Here is a 16,053-nt window from a genome sequence, read left to right on the forward strand (position 1 = left end):
GCGTGGCATCGCTCCGACGGGTGACGCTCCGCGCGCGGGGACACCGATTCGCAGGCTCACGGAGCGGGTCGCGACCCGCGCTCGAGCGCGCGTGTCGTGGTCTCGCGGACCGACGCGCGGAGGGCCTCGTCGTCGCACAGCGCGGGCCACGGCGTGGGCTCCTCGAGCACCCACCACGACGCCTCACCGGCGCGCGACCAGCCCTCGCGCGCGACGATGCGCGCGAGCCGCGCGGCGCAGGTCTCGGGCCGCTCCCAGGTGCGCTTCACCATCGAGAGCAACGCGCCGACGAGCCCGCTCCGCGCGCCGAGATCGGTGCGCACCACGCCGGGGTGGAGCACGAGGAAGTCGACGCTCGGATGCGCGGCCGCGTCGTCGCGCGTCGCGAGCGCGAAGCAGAGCTTGGTGGTCGCGTAGGTCGTGATCGCAGAGAAGTCGTCGCCGCTCGGGGTGCGCGCCGCATCGAAGCGTCCCTTGATCAGCAGGCCCGCGCTCACCACGAGCACGCGCGCGAGCAGCGCACGCTCGAGCAAGGCGCGCTGCACCACCAGCGGCCCGAGGTGGTTCGTGACGAACGCCTGCTCGAGCCCGTCGGGGCCGAGCGCGCGCGATGCCGGCCAGATGCCCGCGTTCTGCACCAGCGTCGCGCCGGGCGAGAGGCGCTCGCCGAGCGCCGCCACGAGACGTCGCGCGCCCTCGAGCGAGCCCACGTCGCCGGGAACGATCTCGGCGCGCCCTCCCCGCGCGATCACGTCGTCGCGGGTCGTCGCGAGCGCGCGCTCGTCGCGCGCGACGAGCACCAGCGTGCATCCGGTGGGCGCGAGGGCACGGGCGAGCGCGGCGCCGATGCCGCGCGACGCGCCGGTGATCACGAGCTGCTTCATCTCGGCGAGCCTGCCCGCGCGCCCGTCGAATTGGAAGAATCTTCCAGTTCTAAATGGAGGACCCTTCCACTTCGAGAGCGGCTAAGCTCGCGCCGGTGCAGGAACCGATGCGCAGGGACGGGCAGCGCCGCCGCGACGCGATCGTCGAGGCTGCGCTCGCGCTCTTCGTGGAGCGCGGCATCGCGGGCACCGGCATCGAGGACGTGCGGCGTCGCGCGTCGGCGAGCCCGAGCAGCATCTATCACCAGTTCGACGGGCTCCCGGGGGTCGTCGCCGCGGTGCTCGCGCGGATCTTCGACGAGCTCTTCGCGTCGCTCACCGAGCGCGTGTGCGCGACCCGCACCGCGCGCACCGCGGTGATTGCGCTCGTCGACGCCCACCTCGCGTGGGTGATCGAGCATCCCGGAGAGGCGCGCGTGATGTACGAGGGCACGTCGATGGCGCTGCCCGCCGCGCACGCGAGCGCGCTCGCCGAGCACAAGGCCGCGCAGCTCACGGCGATCGCGGCGCACGTCGCGCCCTTCGTCGAGCGCGGCGTGCTCCCGGAGTGGCCGCTGCCGGTGCTCGACGTGGTGCTGCTCGGCACGAGCCACGAGGCGTGTCGCCGGTGGCTCGCGGGCGCGCCGCTCGATCCCGCGTGGATGCGCCGCACGCTCCCCAAGCTCGCGTGGCAGAGCCTGGACGCGCGCTGATCGGCGATGCTCCGGACGTAGAGCCCACGCGCCGACGGCCCTGGATCCCGAGGCTTCGCGCGTGTCGCGGCGGACCTACGCCAACTCCGAGGCGCGCTCGTCGGTGCGCCCGGGAGGAAGTGTCCGTGCCGAGCAAGAACGTGGTGATCAAGAAGGGCGAGGGCGATGCGTACTGGTTCGCCGGTGTCCTCATGGAGATCAAGCTCACCGGCCGCGACAGCGACGGTCAGATGGCGGTCGTCGAGATGACCACGCCGGCCAACCTCGGGCCCGCGGCGCCGCTGCACACGCACCCGGGCGACGAGACGATCTACGTGCTCGAGGGCACGATCCGCGTGCACGTCGGCGACGACGTGATCGACCTGTCCGCGGGCTCGCAGATCCACATCCCGCGCGACACCTGGGAGTACTACGAGAACGTCTCGAGCAAGCCGGCGCGCGTCCTCGTGACGTACTCCGGCGCCGCGTCGAACATCGATCAGTTCTTCCGCGAGGCCGGGCAGCGCGCGACGTCGCGCGACGTCTCCGCGATCCCCAAGAGCGCGCCGGACATCGCGAAGATCACGCAGATCGGGAAGAAGTACGGCCTCGAGGTCAAGGCGGTGCCCGGCGCGCGGCCCCAGGCCGCGCCGCCCCCGCGCTGAGCGCTCGCTCGATCGCAGTCACGTGGAGCGCGCGCGCGGGCGATGTCGGGCCCGCGACGCGCGCTCGTTCGTTCCGTCAGCGCGGGCGACGACCTCCGCTCGGAGCAGTGTGGGCCCTGCGCGCAGTGTGCGTGGCGACCGGGGATCGGCGCACCACCGCGCTCGCGGACGACGCGCGACGATCGGCGCGCACGCGACGCGGAGGCGGGGCCTCCTCGGCGGGCGCGGGCTCGGCCTCCGGCTCGGGCGCAGGGCGCGGGATCACCCGAGGACTTCCGGCGGGCTCCGCGGTCTGTCCCGCGGCGAGCGATGGAGCACAGACCAGCATCGCGACCGCGAGCACGACCACGAGGATGCGAGACATCGGCACCTCCTTCGCGCGGTCCGCCCTGGGCATGGACGCGGCACGACGCGCGCGCGAGCCGAGTCGCACGCGGCATGCCGCGACCGCGACGCCGCGCGCCACGTCCTCGCGCTCAGGCCCCCACGATCGCGCGCACCACCGGCGTCGCGAGATAACGATCGCGGAGCGCGTCGTCGCGGATCTGCGCGAGGTGCGCGTCCACCACCGCGCGCGCGTCCGCGAGCGCGCGCGCCGAGCCCTCGGGATCCCCGGCATCGGCCAGCGCGCTCGCGACCTCGAAGTAGAGACGCTGCGCGCGCTCGACGACGCCGCGCGTGCGCACGCCGCCCTGCACCTCGCGCGCGAGATCTCGCGCCTCCTGCGCGCGGCCGAGCTTCGCGAGGAGGCGCGCGCGCAGCGCCGCCGCGAGCAGCTCGTAGCCCGCTGCCGCCGCGGTGCGGGCGTGCGCGACCGCGGCGCGTGCCGCTTGCTCCGCGCTCGGATGATCACCGCGCGCCGCGAAGAGCGACGCGCGCACGATGCGCTCGTGCGCGAGGTCGTAGGGATCGCCGAGCCGCTCCGCGATCCCGCGCGCATCGTCGAGCGCAGCCTGCGCGGCATCGAGATCACCGACCTGCTCGACGAGCAGCTCGGCCATCGTGGTCAGCGTGTCGACGCGGCCCGACTGATCGTCGAGCGACTCGAACACGTCGAGCGCGCGCCGCAGGAACTCCATCGCGCGCGAGACGTCGCCGAGGTCCGCGTACATCTGCCCGATGTTGCCGGCCTTGCGCCCGAGGTGCAGGCGATCGCCGACCTCGCGATCGAGCAGGATCGACGCGCGGATCACCGCGATCGCGTCCTCGAACGCACCGCTCGAGTAGAGGCACACCCCGAGCGCGTTGAGCGCGTACGCCTCGTGCCCCTTGTGCCCGAGCCGGCGGAAGATCGCGACCGACTCCGCGCTCGCGTCGAGGGACGACTGCAGGTTGCCGACGCGCCAGAGCAGGATGCCCTTCTGCACCAGGGTCAGGCCGCGCGCGCCGAGCTGATCGGGATCGAGCCCCGCGCGCGCGAGCGCACGATCGAACGCCTCGAGCGCGCCGTGCACGTCACCGGTGTCGCGGCGCAGGTGCCCGAAGAGCCGCATCGCCTCGACCTCGGCGGACTTGTCGCCGGCCTCGATCGCGGCATCGAGCGCGCGCCGCAGCATCGCCTCGACACCGACCGGGCGCGACGCGTCGAGATCGTGGCGCGCGAGCCGGCACATCGCGATCGCGAGCAGGCGCGGCTCGCGCGTGCGCTCCGCGATCGCGCGCATCGCCTCGAGCTCGAAGCGCTGCTCCGCGCGCAGGCCGAGCACGCGCAGGATCTGCTCACGCGCCTCGTGCAGCTCGAAGCGATCGGGCGCGTCGTCGGGCAAGAGCTGCAGCGCGCGCGCGAAGAAGCGTAGCGCGTCGCGGTTCGAGTACACCGCGAGCGCCGCGCGTCCCGCTTCCTTCCACGCCGCGGCCGCGCCCGCGTGATCGCCCGCGAGCTCGTGGTGGCGCGCGACGCGCGAGGGCGCGACCGGCACGTCGAGCCCCTCGAGCCACGCGCCGACGCGTCGATGCATGCGCGCGCGATCGCCGGGCTCGATGCTCTCGTACGCGACGTGGCGCACCACCGCGCTCGAGAACGCGAGCACACCGCCCGCCTTGCGGAGCACCAGGCCGCGCGCCTCGAGCGACGCGATCGCGTCGTCGATCGGCATCCCCGCGACGCGCGAGATCTCGCCCTCGCGCAGCCCCGGGCCCACCACCGAGAGCCAGCGCAGCGCGATGCGCTCGCGATCGGGCAGCTCGGTGATGCGCGCCGCGATCACGTCCTCGAGGCTCGTCGGCAGCGCGAGCGGCGCGCCCTGGCGCCGCACCACGCGCTTGCCCTCGCCCTCGCCTTCCACGCGGATCACGCCGCGATCGAGGAGCGCCTCGACGAGCTCGAGCAGGAAGAACGGATTGCCGCCCGCGCGATGCACGATCGCCTGGTGCAGATCGACCGGCACGTGCGCGCCGCCGAGCTGCGCGACGATCAGCGCCTTGCGATCCTCGTCCGCGAGCTCGCCGAGCTCGAGGCGCGGGATGCCGCGCAGCAGCGGCTCGACGCGATCGCCGCCGCGCGTGCAGAGGATCACCAGCAGCGGGTTGTCGTAGGTCTGCGCGAGGAGGCGCGCGACGAGCTGGAGCGACGCCGCGTCGGCGAATTGCGCGGCGTCGATCCAGAGAACGGTGGGCCCCTGTCGCGCCAGCGCACCGAGCAGATCGCGCACCGCCATCGCGACGAGCTGCGAGGGATCGCCGCTCTCCGCGTCGCCGTCCTTCGAGAAGCTCGGCACGAGCAGCGGCGCGAGCGCGTCGATCACGCTCTTGCGCTTGTCGCTGACCTTGATGAGGCGCGACACCGACTCGCGCATCACCTCGAGCGTGCGATCCGGCGTCGCGTCCTCGGGGATGCTGCACGCCTCGCGCACCATCTCCGCGACCGCGGCGTACGGCACCTCGCTCGCGCCGAACGCGCACTCGACGCGCAGCAATCGCGGATCGGGCTGGAAGCGACCGAGCGCCGCCGCGACGAGCGCGCTCTTGCCGACCCCGAGCTCGCCGACGATCGCGAGGCTCGAGCTGCGCTTGCTCGCGCAGACCTCGACCCACGTCTCGACCAGCGCCTGGATCTCGTTGGCGCGACCGAAGAGGCCGACCTGCGTCGCGAGCGTGCGCGCCTCGGCCGCGCGCTCCTCGCGCGTTCGCGCGCCGCGCAGCTTGTACGCGCGGATGTGCCGCATCGTCGCGCCACCGCCGTGCGTCGTGACCGTCACGTCGCGCACGTCCTGCGCGTCGAACGCGAACGCGCGACGCGCGAGCCGGTACACCTCGCCGGTCGCGAGGATCTCTTCGCGCGCGCCCGCATCGGCGAGACCACGCGCGACGTCGAACACGTTGCCGATCGGCTCGTGCCGCAGCCGCGGCCCGGTGCGCACCGTCGTCACGAGGCCGCGCGAAAGACCGATCGACGCGGTGAACGGGACGAGCGCATCCGCGCTGATGCCCTCGAGCGCCTCGAGCACGTCGAGCGCGAGACGCGTCGCGTGCAGCGGATCGTCGACGCTGACGCGACCGAGCCCGAGCGCGAACCGGAACGAGCGGCGCGCCGCGCCGTCGGGCCACTCGAGGATCGCGTCGTACTTGAACGCGATGTCGTCGAGCACGCGCGCCGCGAGGTCGCTCGCCGCCTCGCCGGTCTTCTCGACGCCGGTCACCGCCTCGCGCTCGCGCGCATCGCGGAGGCGCCCCGCGACCACGACCACGTTGCGACGCTCGCGGATCTCGCGACCCGGCTGCATCTGCATCTGGGTCGCGTGGGTGCCGGCGGGCGGCGACTCGCTCGCGCGGCGCTGTCCCTCGGGGCTCGTCACCTCGCGCGGCGCGACCTCGAGGAGGAAGCGCTCGAGCTCGCCTCCATCGTGCAGCTCGTCCTGCTCGTGGAGCCAGCGCGAGAGCGCGCCCGCGAGCGAGCGCCCGGTCTGATATCGCTCCTCGCGATCGAAGCTCATCGCGCGGCGCGCGATCGCGTCGAGCTCGGCGGGAACGTTCGAGTCGACGTTGCGCGGCGCGGAGATGCGTCCGTCGCGCACCTGCTCGAGCACCTCCATGCCCTGCAGGCCGGGGTACATCGCGCGGTTCATCAGCAGCTCGGAGAACAGCACGCCGAGCGAGTACACGTCGCTGCGTCGATCGACGCGCTGACCGCGCGCCTGCTCCGGCGACATGTAGCTGAACTTGCCTTTGATGACGCCGGTCTCCTCCGAGACCATGCGCGCGCGGGCGATGCCGAAGTCCGCGACCTTCACCGCGCCGTCGTACGAGACGAGCACGTTCTGCGGCGAGACGTCGCGATGCACGATGTCCATCGGCACGCCCGACTCGTCCTTGCGGTTGTGCGCGTAGTCGAGCCCCTTCGCGACCTCCATCGCGACCAGCGCGCAGAGCGCGTAGGGCAGGCGACGTCCCTTGCGTCGCGCCGCTGCGAGCAAGCGCCCGAGATCGAGCCCGTCGACGTACTCCATCGCGAGCAGGAACTCGTCGCGCACCTGCTCGAAGTTGTAGACCTGCACGATGTTCGGGTGATTGAGGCGCATCGCGACCTTCGCCTCGTCCACGAACATCGAGACGAACTTCGGCGAGCGCGCGAACGTCGGCAGCACGCGCTTGACCACGAGCACCTTCTCGATGCCCTCGGCGCCCGACGACTTCGCGAGGAACACCTCGGCCATCCCGCCCGCGCCGAGGCGCCGGAGGATGCGGTAACGACCGAGGACGGGCGGCGGAGGAGAGGTCGAGGGCGGCACTTCGGGTCGAGGTGCGATGGTAGCGGATCTCGATCGTGACCGCGCCTCGGTGGACGAAACCCGGGATCGACGATCCCCCGTCGTCGTTGCTGGAGCCCGAGCTCGACGATCGGCGGAGGCGTTGCGCTGCTGACCGCGAGCGTCAGCGAGCGCACGATCGCGCGCTCGCGCACGTCGTTTCGCAGGGCATCCGCGCGGTCCGCGGCTTGCTGAGACGCGCCGCATGCATCGGACGACGGCCTCGCTGCTCTCGGTCGTGGCGCTCGTGGTGGGGTGCGGCGGCGAGGGCCTCGAGCCACCGCCGTGCACCGGGCTCACGCTCTCCCACGTCGCGAAGGCGGACCTCGAGGGCGAGTGGACCTATCGTGCGTCGCTCCTGCGCGAAGAGGACGGCGAGCTCGTGGCGACCGACGTCGCGACCGAGCTCGCGCCGGTCACGGTGCGCATCGACGAGCAGCACCTCCGCTTCGTCGCCGAAGATGGCGCCGCGCTGGCGCGGATGTGGACCGATCACCTCGACGTCGAGGACAGAGTTGCCGGGTCGGGCGAGACCTGCACGCGCCTGACCGCCGTCGAGCGTCCCTGGCACGAGCGCAACTCGGTGCGCCCCGACCTCTCGCAGGTGCTCCTCCTCGGCGATCCGCGCGCGCACCCGCTGGAAGACGCGCTCGACGTCGAGCCCCATCTCCCACCGACCGACGCCTTCGAGCTCGACCTGGGTTGGATCCGCGGACAGCCCGAGCGCGACGCCGCGGGTCGCGCGGTGCGGTTCGCGTTCCTCGGACACTTCCGGGTGCGCACCTGCGAGACCGGAGCGCCCGAGTGCACGAGCACCGTGCGCATCGGGCTCGAGCTCGCGCGCTGAGCAGGTGTCCAAATCGGCTCGCCCGCTCCGGGCCCTCCTGTCCGCGTGCTCCGCACGCTTCCGTGCGGGCCCTGCGCAGGCGAGCACTCCAGCTGGGAGTGTGCGCGCTCGATCGGGGCGTAGGTCGATCGATCGTGGACGACACGAGCTTTCGCGAGCTCGCGCGAGAGCGCCTCGGCCCGCTCGGGCCCGAGGAGAGCGATCGCGCGATCGACGTCACGCTGCGCGTGCTCGCGGAGGCGTGCTCGCGCTGCCTCGCCGATCACATCGCGGAGGCCCTCCCGCCGGGCGCCGCGAAGATCATGCGCGAGGTGATCGGCCACGAGCTCGGCGGCGACGCGAGCGCGATCGTCGCGCGCACCGCACGTCGCGAGGGTGTTCGCACCGCGCTCGGGGTCGAGCACCTCGGCGCGATCGCGTCGGTGATCGGTGAGCACCTCGACGACGAGACGATGCGCCTCGCCGAAGCCGAGCTCGACCCGAGCGTGGTCCGGCTGCTGCAGCCGCGACGCTTCGCGCCTCCGACCATCGCGCACCACGACGCGCACCCGAGGACGACGCTCTCCGAAGGACACCCCGGCGGCACCGACCAACTCGCGCAGGCCCACCACTCGAGCGCGCACGTCGACTCGGTCTCCGGCGTCGCGCACGAGGACGAGCGACTCTCGACCGCGCACGGCACGCGCCAGGAACAGCAGCACGAGACGCTCGCGGAGGGTCGCTCCAAGCGCTCATGAGACGAGCGGGGCAGAATTTCTGAGGAGAGCAGGAGGGTTAGGAAGACCACGGCGCCGAGCCCGTGGCGCGACTCGACTTCGCGCGCAGCGCACGACCGAACGATCGCGTTCGGGACCTTCGTCGCGCGGCGAGTCGACAGGAAGACCCCGCGACGTGGTCTTCCTTCTCCTCCTGCTCTCCTTAGAAATTCTCCCCTCAGCGCCGCGCAGACGGATCCCACCCGTGTCGCTCGAGATCGACGCGCCCCTCCTCGTCGAACGACACGCCTTCCGACTCGAGCATCTCGCGCTGCAGCCCCGGATGCTCGCGCTCGGTCGAGATGCGTCCCTTCGCGCCGACCACGCGCTGCCACGGGATCGAGCCCTCGGCCGCAGCACGGATCGCCCAGCCCACGCCGACCGGCGTGAGCCGTCCGTCGATCATCCGCGAGAGCTGGCCATAGGTCGCGACGCGCCCTCGCGGGATGCGCTTCACCAGCGCCTGCACCCGCTCGAAGGGCGGAGTCTCCTCAGCGCGATGCTTCGCCATGCGCGACTTCTATCGCGCGACGGCGCGCGCATCCAAGCACCGACCGAGTGCGCGTCGTCGATCTCCGAGTAAGGTCGGATGCCATGACCACCACACGACTGCTCTCCACGCTCTTGCTCGCGCTCGCGCTCTCGGCGTGCGGCGCGTCCTCCGCTCCCGCCGAGCCCGCTGTCGCGACCACCACACCGACCGGCGGCGGCGAGAACTCGGCGCCGGTCGAGCTCCGCGTCCGCGCGACGCCCGGGGCGCGCTACGAGACGCACACCCACGCGCGCACCGAGAGCACCGACGGTCTGGTGCTCACCGACGCGCGCGGCTCGATGCAGATCGACGGCGTCGATACGCAGACCGACGTCACGCGCGTCACCACCCGCGTCCACTCGATCGAGCTCCGCGACGCCGCCGGACGTCCGGTCCAGGCCGCGGGCACCGAGGCGCTCGATCTCTCGGGCGCCACGTTCCATCGCGCGATCGACTCGCGCGCCGCGACCGTCGGTCCCGTCACGGTCGAGGGCACGAACGCCCAGAACGCGGCGATGGCCGAGTCGATGCGCTCGATGTTCGAGCAGTCGACGATCCGGCTTCCCGAGCGCCCGGTGCGCGTCGGCGAGAGCTGGCGCGACACCGTGCAGATGCGTGTCCCGGTGCAGGGCGCGATCATGCCGTTCGCCTGCACGACCGACTCGCGCCTCGCGCGCCTCGACGGAAGCGCGGCCGAGCAGCTCGCGGTGATCGAATTCGTCAGCGACTGCGCGAGCGAGCCGGTGCACATCGCCGGTCCCGCGGGCGAGCTGACGTTCTCGATCGCCACGCACGTGACCGGCGAGAGCCACGTCGCGCTCGCCGACGGGCTCGCCGGACGCATCACGATGGACAGCGACACCCGCACCACGATGCGGATCGGCGATCAGCCCGAGGCCGTGATCCCCGCGCGACAGCACATCGAGATCACGACGACGCCGATCATCCAGTGACGCGCTCGATGCACCGCGCGAGCTTGCGGATGCCCGCGTCGATCCGCTCGACGTCGATCGCGCCGTAGCCCAGCGCGAGCCCGGTGCGCCGTCGCTCCATGGCGAAGTCGGAGAGCGCGTGGACCGCGACCCCTTCGTCGGCGGCACGCCGGGCGATCTCTCGCGCATCGGCGCGTCGATCGACGAGCCACGCCGAGACGTGCAGCCCCGCGACGCCGTGGATCGGCTCGACTTGCTCGCCGAGGTGCTTCGCGAGCGCGCGCTCGAGCCGCTCGCGCCGTGCACGGTACTCGCGCGTCGCGATGCGCAGGTGACGCGCGAGCGCGCCCTCGTCGATGAAGCGCGCGAGCGCACGCTGGGGGACGAGCGGTGCGTGCCAGTCGCTCAGACGGCGCGCCGACACCAGCGCGCCGTGCAGCGATCGCGGCGCGACCAGATACCCGAGCCGCAGCGCGGGCAGCAGCACCTTCGAGAACGATCCGACGTAGACCACGAGCCCGTGCCGATCGAGCGCCTGCAGCGGCTCGACCGGACGACCGACGAAGCGCAGCTCCGCGTCGTAGTCGTCCTCGACGATCACGCAGCGACGCCGCCTCGCCCACGCGAGCAGCTCCATGCGCCGCGCGAGCGACATCGGCATGCCGAGCGGGAACTGATGCGACGGAGTCACGTACACGAGCTTCGCCGCATGCGGGATCGCGCTCACCACGATGCCCTCGTCGTCGATCGGCACCGGGACCACGCGCGCGCCCTGTGACTCGAAGAGCCGTCGCGCCAGCGGATATCCGGGATCTTCGATCGCGACGATCGCCCCGGGATCGAGCAGCACGCGACCGACGAGATCGAACGCCTGCTGCGCGCCGTTCGTCACGACCACGTCGTCGGCTCCCGCCTGCAGCGAGCGCGATGCACCGACGTGCCGCGCGATCGCCTCGCGCAGCCGCGCGTCACCCGCCGCATCACCGTAATGCGCGCTCCGCACCCGCGACGGGCGCAGCTCGCGGCCGAGGAGACGACGCCACGTCGCGTACGGAAAGAGCCGCGCGTCGGGCACGCCGAGACGGAAGTCGTAGGGCGCATCGGGCGGTGCCGGCGCGGGCAACGGGATCTTCGCCCACACCGCGCGCGGTCGGATCGCGACGACCGACGGCGCGCGCCGTCCCTCCGCCGCGACCGCGGCCGCGCTCGCCACGAACGTCCCCGCGCCCACCCGCGCCTCGAGGAACGACTCCGCGATCAAGCGCTGATACGCGGTGGTGACGGTGTGCCGCGAGACCTCGAGCCGCTGCGCGAGATCGCGCGTCGGCGGGAGCTGATCACCGGGCCGCATCCGTCCGTCGAGGATCGCGGCGCGCAGCTGGCGATAGAGCTGCCCGGTCAGGTCACGGCGCCCGTCGAGCTTGGCGAGGAAGTCCACGAGACGCTCCGGATTGGACTGGTCGACGACGCACGAAGTGGCCCGAACGCCAGTCCATTGCCGTCCCAGATATCTCGTGCGCTCCCCGAGCGCCAACCACGAGGTGAATCACATGGCCCCGACGACGATCGACTCCGCCGACGCCCTGCCCCGCCGCCGCATCCGCGTGCTCGACACCGAGCTCTCCTACGTCGACGTGGGCGAGGGCGCGCCCGTCGTGTTCCTCCACGGCAACCCGACGTCCTCGTACCTCTGGCGCAACGTGATCCCTCACGTGCACCGGTTCGGACGCTGCATCGCGCCCGATCTCACGGGCATGGGCGCGTCGGCGCGCCCGTCCGGATTCTCCGGGCGATTCGTCGATCACGCGCGTTATCTCGACGCGTTCTTCGAGGCGCTCGGGCTCACCCGCGACGTGGTGCTCGTGCTGCACGACTGGGGCTCGGCGCTCGGCTTCCATCGCGCCCGCCGCCATCCCGAGCAGATCGCGGGCATCGCCCACATGGAGGCGCTCGCGGTGCCGCTCGCGTGGAGCGACTTCGAGGGCCCGCGCGCCGCGATGTTCCGAGCGCTGCGCTCGGAGCGCGGCGAGAGCATGGTGCTCGACGAGAACGTCTTCGTGGAGGCGGTGCTCCCGCGCGGCGTGCTGCGCCCGCTGCGCGACGAGGAGATGAACGCGTACCGCGCGCCCTTCGTGGATCGCGAGGCGCGCAGACAGACGCTCACCTGGCCGCGCGAGCTCTCGATCGACGGTGAGCCGCGCGACGTGACCGAGATCGTCGAGGCCTACTCGCGGTGGCTCGCGTCGAGCACGGTGCCGAAGCTCCTGATCGTCGCCGAGCCCGGCGCGGTGGTGACCGGTCGTGTGCTCGAGGAGTGCCGGGCGTGGCCGAGCCAGACCGAGGTGCGCGTCCCGGGGAAGCACTTCCTGCAGGAGGACTCGCCGCACGAGATCGGCGCCGCGGTCGCGGCGTTCGTGCAGCGCGTACGATCATGATGCTGGCGTGCACACGGCGACGGACCCACGGCATGATCGAGGCACGATCATGCACCTCTCCCGAGTCCCCGATCACGTCGCCCACGCCGGTCTGCGCGCGCTCTACACCGTCTGCATCGCGGACGGCGAGCTCAGCCCGCTCGAGCAGTCGTTCCTCCGCGGTGTGCAGGAACACGTGCTCCACAGCCACGTCGACCTCGCGACGCTCTCGCCGATCACGCTCGACGAGCTCGCCCGTGCGATCGCGCCGGGCGAGCATCGCGCGCGCGTCCTCACCGGCGCGGTGATCGCGGCGTGCATCGACGGTCGCGCGACCGACGACGAGGTCGACGTGATCGAGCAGCTCGCGACCGCGCTCGAGCTCGACCCGGCACCGGTGCGCACCGCGCGCCGGCTCGCGAAGCAGCAGCTCTTCCTCGCGCGCATCGACATCGCGCGCCGCGCGCTCGCGGGGCACAAGGTCCGTCAGACGGTGCGCGAAGAAGGCGCGCTCGCGATGATCGCGCAGCTCATGCCGATGATGGGCGTCGCGGATCGTGCGCTGGCCGCGCGATATCGCGCGCTCGCATCGAGCCCTGCGGGCACGCTCGGACGCGGGTACTTCGACTTCGTCGAGTCGAACGGCTTCTCGTTCCCCGGCGAGCCGGGCGCGGGGCCGGAGATCATCGTGGTGCACGACTGCCTGCACGTGCTCGGCGACTACGGGACGAGCCCCGAGCAGGAGATCGAGGTCGCGTCGTTCCAAGCGGGATGCCACGGCGGTGATCCGCTCTACGGCCTGCTCTTCGGGATCGCGCAGTACCACCTCGGCGTGCAGGTCGCGCCGGTCGCGCCCGCGGAGTCGATGAACGCCGATCCCGAGCGGATGATGCACGCCTTCGCGCGTGGCTGCCTCGTGAAGCGCGACATGTGGAGCGACTTCCGCCCGTGGGAGCACTTCGCGAAGCCGCTCGACGCACTGCGCGACGAGCTGAACGTGGTGCCGGCGTAGAGCGGCCACGATCGCGTTGCGGCGCTCGCCGTGTGCCCGCGACGCTGAGCGCTCACGCCTCGCGCGCGATCCACCACGAGCCGAGGCCCGCGGCGACCGCCGCCGCGACGAGCGCGATCACCGCGACCGCCGGGCACCCGAGCAGCACCGCCACGAGGCCGATCACGCCGGCCGCCGCGAAGAAGTAGCCGCCCAGCCGATGCGAGCGCGCCCACACCTCGTCGGACGCGAGCGTCCACGGCGTGCGGATGCCGACGACGGCGTTGCGACGCACGCGCGGCAGGAGCAGCGCGAGCCCGAGCGACGCGAGCGCGAGCAGCGTGCCCAGCGCCACGCCGACGTCGGTCGCTCCGAGCAGCGCGGCGCGCAGCACGATCACCTGCAGCCCGGTCAGCAGCGCGGTCGAGAGCAAGGTGGTCGCGGCGATCGGCGCGCGCTCGTGCTCGGAGCGGCGGCGATGCACCCACGCGACGACCGCGATCGTCAGCAGCGTGACGAGCGGCAGCAGGAACGCGCCGACGATCTTCGGGGCGGTCCCGTCGACGTGCCCGGTGACGTCGAAGTGGATCGGCACCTCGGGCGGCAGCCACGGATACACCGCCGCGCTGCCGAGGAGCGCGACCGTGCCGAGGATCCAAGCCGAGCGCATCGACGACATCAGGACCTCACCTTCTTCTTCGAGGAGGACGCCGCGGGAGCCTTGCCGGCGAGCTCGAGCAGCTCCGCGGCCGCGTCCTCGAGCACGTTGGTCTGGAGCGTGAACACCACGCTCGTGCCGCGCTTCTCCGAGCGCACGAGCCCGGCGGCCTCGAGCACGCGGAAGTGATGCGACAGCGTCGGCTTCGAGAGCTCGAACTCCTCGGCGATCTCTCCGGCGGTGCGTGAGCCGCGCCGCAGGAGCCGCAGGATCGCGCGGCGCGTCGGGTCCGAGAGCGCGGAGAACGTGTCCTTCATATTCGACGATCATCTATTTAGACGATCATCGAACTACGCGCAACGAGACGATCCGCGATGCTCAAGCGCGCGCTTGACAATCGCGGCGGCGTCCCGATACTCAAGTTCGTGCTTGAGCAACAGGCAGCGGTCGATCGGGTCTTCCACGCCCTCGGAGATCCCGCGCGCCGCGCGATGATCGATCGGCTCAGCCGTGGGCCGGCGTCGGTCAGCGAGCTCGCTGCGCCGTTCTCGATGACGCTCGCGGCGGTCGTGCAGCACGTGCAGGTGCTCGAGGCGAGCGGCGTGATCACGACGCAGAAGGTCGGGCGCGTGCGCACGTGTCAGCTCGCGCCCGAAGGCCTCGCCGCGGCCGAGCGCTGGATCTCCGAGCGACGCTCGCTGTGGGAGCGGCGCTTCGATCGGCTCGGCGCGTTGCTCGACGAAGAAGAAGAAGCCCCGACTCCCACGCCCAAGAAGAGGAAGAAACGATGAGCGACGAGGCCATGCACCACGACGTGTTCACCGTCGAGCGCACCTATCGCGCCGCGCCGGAGCGCGTGTTCGACGCGTGGGCCGATCCCGTCAAGAAGCGCCGGTGGTTCGCCGAGGGCGAGGGCTGGAACATCGACTCCTACGATCTCGACTTCCGCGAAGGCGGATTCGAGCGCACTCGGTTTCGATTCGGCGACGGACCGCCGATGACCAACGACACCGTGTTCCACGACATCGTCGCGAATCGACGCATCGTGTGCAGCTACGACATGACGAGGAGCGGACAGCGCTTCTCGGTGTCGCTCGCGACGCTGGTGCTCGAGCGGGCGGGGAGCGGGACCCGAGCTCGTTACACCGAGCAGATCGTCCTGTTCGGACAGGGTCGTGACGCGGTCGAGCAGCGCCGCCTCGGGTGCGCCGAGCTCCTCGGAAGGCTCGCCGCCGCGCTCGGCGAGTAGCCCGCCCCGACGACGATGTTCGCGTCAGCGTGCGACGCCGCGCGCGACGGTGAGTTGCGTCCTCTTCATCCCAAGGAGAAGTCGATGAGCAAGGTGTTCTTCAGCGTGACGATGTCGCTCGACGGATTCATCGCGCCCGAGTGGCGCTCCGACGAGCAGTGGATCCAGCAGTGGATGGGCCTGCAGGACTACGCGCTCCATCAGAAGTTCCTCCGCGAGAACCTGAAGATCGGCGAAGGCGGTGAGACCGGCGTCGACAACACGATCCTCGAGAGCACGTTCCGGCGCACCGGCGTGAGCATCATGGGAAAGCGCATGTTCGACGCCGGCGAGCATCGTTGGCCCGAGGAAGCGCCGTTCCACAGTCCCGTCTTCGTGCTCACGCACCAGCCGCGCGCGCCGTGGGAGCGCCCGGGAGGCACGGTGTTCCACTTCGTCAACGACGGTATCGAGAGCGCATTGCGACAGGCACGCTCGGTGGCGCGCGGCAAGGACATCCGCATCGCGGGCGGCGCGCACACGATCCGCCAGTATCTGCAGGCCGGGCTCGTCGACGAGGCCCACATCGCGCTCGCGCCGGTGCTGCTCGGCGAGGGAATCCGACTCTTCGATCGGATCGATCCCCAGACGCTCACTCTCGCGATCACCGAAGCCGTCCACTCGCCGCGGGTGACCCACCTGCGTTATGCGGTGACGCGACGCTGATCGGT

Annotated in this window: 17 protein-coding genes; 10 read left to right on the forward strand and 7 right to left on the reverse strand. The window is 71.9% G+C overall.

Annotation, left to right across the window (positions count from 1 at the left end; translation table 11 throughout):
• Positions 1-56: 56 nt before the first annotated feature.
• Positions 57-884, reverse strand: a complete 828-nt coding sequence (locus tag I5071_RS31720; protein ID WP_236517004.1) for an SDR family NAD(P)-dependent oxidoreductase — start codon at positions 882-884, stop codon at positions 57-59.
• 95 nt (positions 885-979) lie between these two features.
• Here I5071_RS31720 and I5071_RS31725 point away from each other — a divergent pair, with 95 nt between their 5' ends.
• Positions 980-1,576, forward strand: a complete 597-nt coding sequence (locus I5071_RS31725; RefSeq protein WP_236517005.1) for a TetR/AcrR family transcriptional regulator — start codon at positions 980-982, stop codon at positions 1,574-1,576.
• Between the two features lie 125 nt (positions 1,577-1,701).
• Entirely contained in the window at positions 1,702-2,220 is a 519-nt protein-coding gene (locus I5071_RS31730; RefSeq protein ID WP_236517006.1) for a cupin domain-containing protein, read from the forward strand.
• A 76-nt stretch (positions 2,221-2,296) separates the two neighbouring features.
• Here the strand turns inward: I5071_RS31730 and I5071_RS31735 are convergent, their stop codons facing one another.
• Together I5071_RS31735 and I5071_RS31740 are read right to left on the reverse strand one after the other, a co-directional pair.
• Entirely contained in the window at positions 2,297-2,584 is a 288-nt protein-coding gene (locus I5071_RS31735; RefSeq protein ID WP_236517007.1) for a hypothetical protein, read from the reverse strand.
• A gap of 112 nt (positions 2,585-2,696) precedes the next feature.
• Positions 2,697-6,947, reverse strand: a complete 4,251-nt coding sequence (locus I5071_RS31740) for a serine/threonine-protein kinase PknK (protein WP_236517008.1) — start codon at positions 6,945-6,947, stop codon at positions 2,697-2,699.
• A 223-nt stretch (positions 6,948-7,170) separates the two neighbouring features.
• Between I5071_RS31740 and I5071_RS31745 the strand changes: the two genes are divergently transcribed.
• Together I5071_RS31745 and I5071_RS31750 are read left to right on the forward strand one after the other, a co-directional pair.
• Positions 7,171-7,812, forward strand: a complete 642-nt coding sequence (locus I5071_RS31745) for a hypothetical protein (protein WP_236517009.1) — start codon at positions 7,171-7,173, stop codon at positions 7,810-7,812.
• A 134-nt stretch (positions 7,813-7,946) separates the two neighbouring features.
• Positions 7,947-8,549: a DUF2267 domain-containing protein gene (locus I5071_RS31750; protein ID WP_236517010.1), complete on the forward strand. Its 603-nt coding sequence runs from the start codon at positions 7,947-7,949 to the stop codon at positions 8,547-8,549.
• Between the two features lie 196 nt (positions 8,550-8,745).
• On the opposite strand, the gene I5071_RS31755 is transcribed toward I5071_RS31750, so the two are convergent.
• Positions 8,746-9,078 (reverse strand): MGMT family protein, encoded by a 333-nt coding sequence (locus I5071_RS31755; RefSeq protein WP_236517011.1) that lies wholly within the window; start codon positions 9,076-9,078, stop codon positions 8,746-8,748.
• An 83-nt stretch (positions 9,079-9,161) separates the two neighbouring features.
• On the opposite strand from I5071_RS31755, the gene I5071_RS31760 reads away from it, so the two are divergent.
• On the forward strand, positions 9,162-10,052 hold the full coding sequence (locus tag I5071_RS31760; RefSeq protein ID WP_236517012.1) for a hypothetical protein: 891 nt from the start codon (positions 9,162-9,164) through the stop codon (positions 10,050-10,052).
• Here I5071_RS31760 and I5071_RS31765 read toward each other — a convergent pair.
• Complete coding sequence (locus I5071_RS31765; protein ID WP_236517013.1) at positions 10,042-11,469, reverse strand: PLP-dependent aminotransferase family protein; 1,428 nt, start codon at positions 11,467-11,469, stop codon at positions 10,042-10,044. The two genes, I5071_RS31760 and I5071_RS31765, sit on opposite strands and share 11 nt — an antisense overlap.
• A 112-nt stretch (positions 11,470-11,581) precedes the next feature.
• Here I5071_RS31765 and I5071_RS31770 point away from each other — a divergent pair, with 112 nt between their 5' ends.
• Both I5071_RS31770 and I5071_RS31775 read left to right on the forward strand, forming a co-directional pair.
• Entirely contained in the window at positions 11,582-12,466 is an 885-nt protein-coding gene (locus I5071_RS31770; protein ID WP_236517014.1) for a haloalkane dehalogenase, read from the forward strand.
• A 49-nt stretch (positions 12,467-12,515) separates the two neighbouring features.
• Positions 12,516-13,457 carry a TerB family tellurite resistance protein gene (locus I5071_RS31775; RefSeq protein WP_236517015.1) on the forward strand — a complete coding sequence of 314 codons (942 nt, stop codon included), beginning with the start codon at positions 12,516-12,518 and terminating at the stop codon, positions 13,455-13,457.
• 52 nt (positions 13,458-13,509) lie between these two features.
• Here I5071_RS31775 and I5071_RS31780 read toward each other — a convergent pair whose 3' ends face one another.
• Together I5071_RS31780 and I5071_RS31785 are read right to left on the reverse strand one after the other, a co-directional pair.
• Positions 13,510-14,115, reverse strand: a complete 606-nt coding sequence (locus I5071_RS31780; RefSeq protein ID WP_236517016.1) for an SdpI family protein — start codon at positions 14,113-14,115, stop codon at positions 13,510-13,512.
• A complete protein-coding gene (locus tag I5071_RS31785; protein ID WP_236517017.1) occupies positions 14,115-14,411 on the reverse strand; it encodes an autorepressor SdpR family transcription factor in 297 nt (98 codons plus the stop codon). The genes I5071_RS31780 and I5071_RS31785 overlap by 1 nt, the downstream gene beginning before the upstream one ends.
• A 108-nt stretch (positions 14,412-14,519) precedes the next feature.
• On the opposite strand from I5071_RS31785, the gene I5071_RS31790 reads away from it, so the two are divergent.
• The 3 genes from I5071_RS31790 (at position 14,520) to I5071_RS31800 (ending at position 16,048) form a co-directional block, all read left to right on the forward strand.
• Positions 14,520-14,885 (forward strand): ArsR/SmtB family transcription factor, encoded by a 366-nt coding sequence (locus I5071_RS31790; protein ID WP_419249673.1) that lies wholly within the window; start codon positions 14,520-14,522, stop codon positions 14,883-14,885.
• On the forward strand, positions 14,882-15,343 hold the full coding sequence (locus tag I5071_RS31795) for an SRPBCC family protein (protein ID WP_236517019.1): 462 nt from the start codon (positions 14,882-14,884) through the stop codon (positions 15,341-15,343). The genes I5071_RS31790 and I5071_RS31795 overlap by 4 nt, the downstream gene beginning before the upstream one ends.
• 84 nt (positions 15,344-15,427) lie before the next feature.
• Positions 15,428-16,048 (forward strand): dihydrofolate reductase family protein, encoded by a 621-nt coding sequence (locus I5071_RS31800; protein ID WP_236517020.1) that lies wholly within the window; start codon positions 15,428-15,430, stop codon positions 16,046-16,048.
• The last annotated feature ends 5 nt before the right edge of the window (positions 16,049-16,053 follow it).

Source organism: Sandaracinus amylolyticus (assembly GCF_021631985.1).
Taxonomy (GTDB): Bacteria; Myxococcota_A; Polyangia; order Polyangiales; family Sandaracinaceae; genus Sandaracinus; species Sandaracinus amylolyticus_A.

What these genes read in the sequence shown, in the direction of transcription:
- I5071_RS31780 (WP_236517016.1), bottom strand. Translation starts at nt 14,115, where the DNA reads ATGTCGTCGATGCGCTCGGCTTGGATCCTCGGCACGGTCGCGCTCCTC.
- I5071_RS31775 (WP_236517015.1), top strand. Translation starts at nt 12,516, where the DNA reads ATGCACCTCTCCCGAGTCCCCGATCACGTCGCCCACGCCGGTCTGCGC.
- I5071_RS31745 (WP_236517009.1), top strand. Translation starts at nt 7,171, where the DNA reads ATGCATCGGACGACGGCCTCGCTGCTCTCGGTCGTGGCGCTCGTGGTG.
- I5071_RS31760 (WP_236517012.1), top strand. Translation starts at nt 9,162, where the DNA reads ATGACCACCACACGACTGCTCTCCACGCTCTTGCTCGCGCTCGCGCTC.
- I5071_RS31785 (WP_236517017.1), bottom strand. Translation starts at nt 14,411, where the DNA reads ATGAAGGACACGTTCTCCGCGCTCTCGGACCCGACGCGCCGCGCGATC.
- I5071_RS31770 (WP_236517014.1), top strand. Translation starts at nt 11,582, where the DNA reads ATGGCCCCGACGACGATCGACTCCGCCGACGCCCTGCCCCGCCGCCGC.
- I5071_RS31800 (WP_236517020.1), top strand. Translation starts at nt 15,428, where the DNA reads ATGAGCAAGGTGTTCTTCAGCGTGACGATGTCGCTCGACGGATTCATC.
- I5071_RS31735 (WP_236517007.1), bottom strand. Translation starts at nt 2,584, where the DNA reads ATGTCTCGCATCCTCGTGGTCGTGCTCGCGGTCGCGATGCTGGTCTGT.
- I5071_RS31720 (WP_236517004.1), bottom strand. Translation starts at nt 884, where the DNA reads ATGAAGCAGCTCGTGATCACCGGCGCGTCGCGCGGCATCGGCGCCGCG.
- I5071_RS31795 (WP_236517019.1), top strand. Translation starts at nt 14,882, where the DNA reads ATGAGCGACGAGGCCATGCACCACGACGTGTTCACCGTCGAGCGCACC.
- I5071_RS31755 (WP_236517011.1), bottom strand. Translation starts at nt 9,078, where the DNA reads ATGGCGAAGCATCGCGCTGAGGAGACTCCGCCCTTCGAGCGGGTGCAG.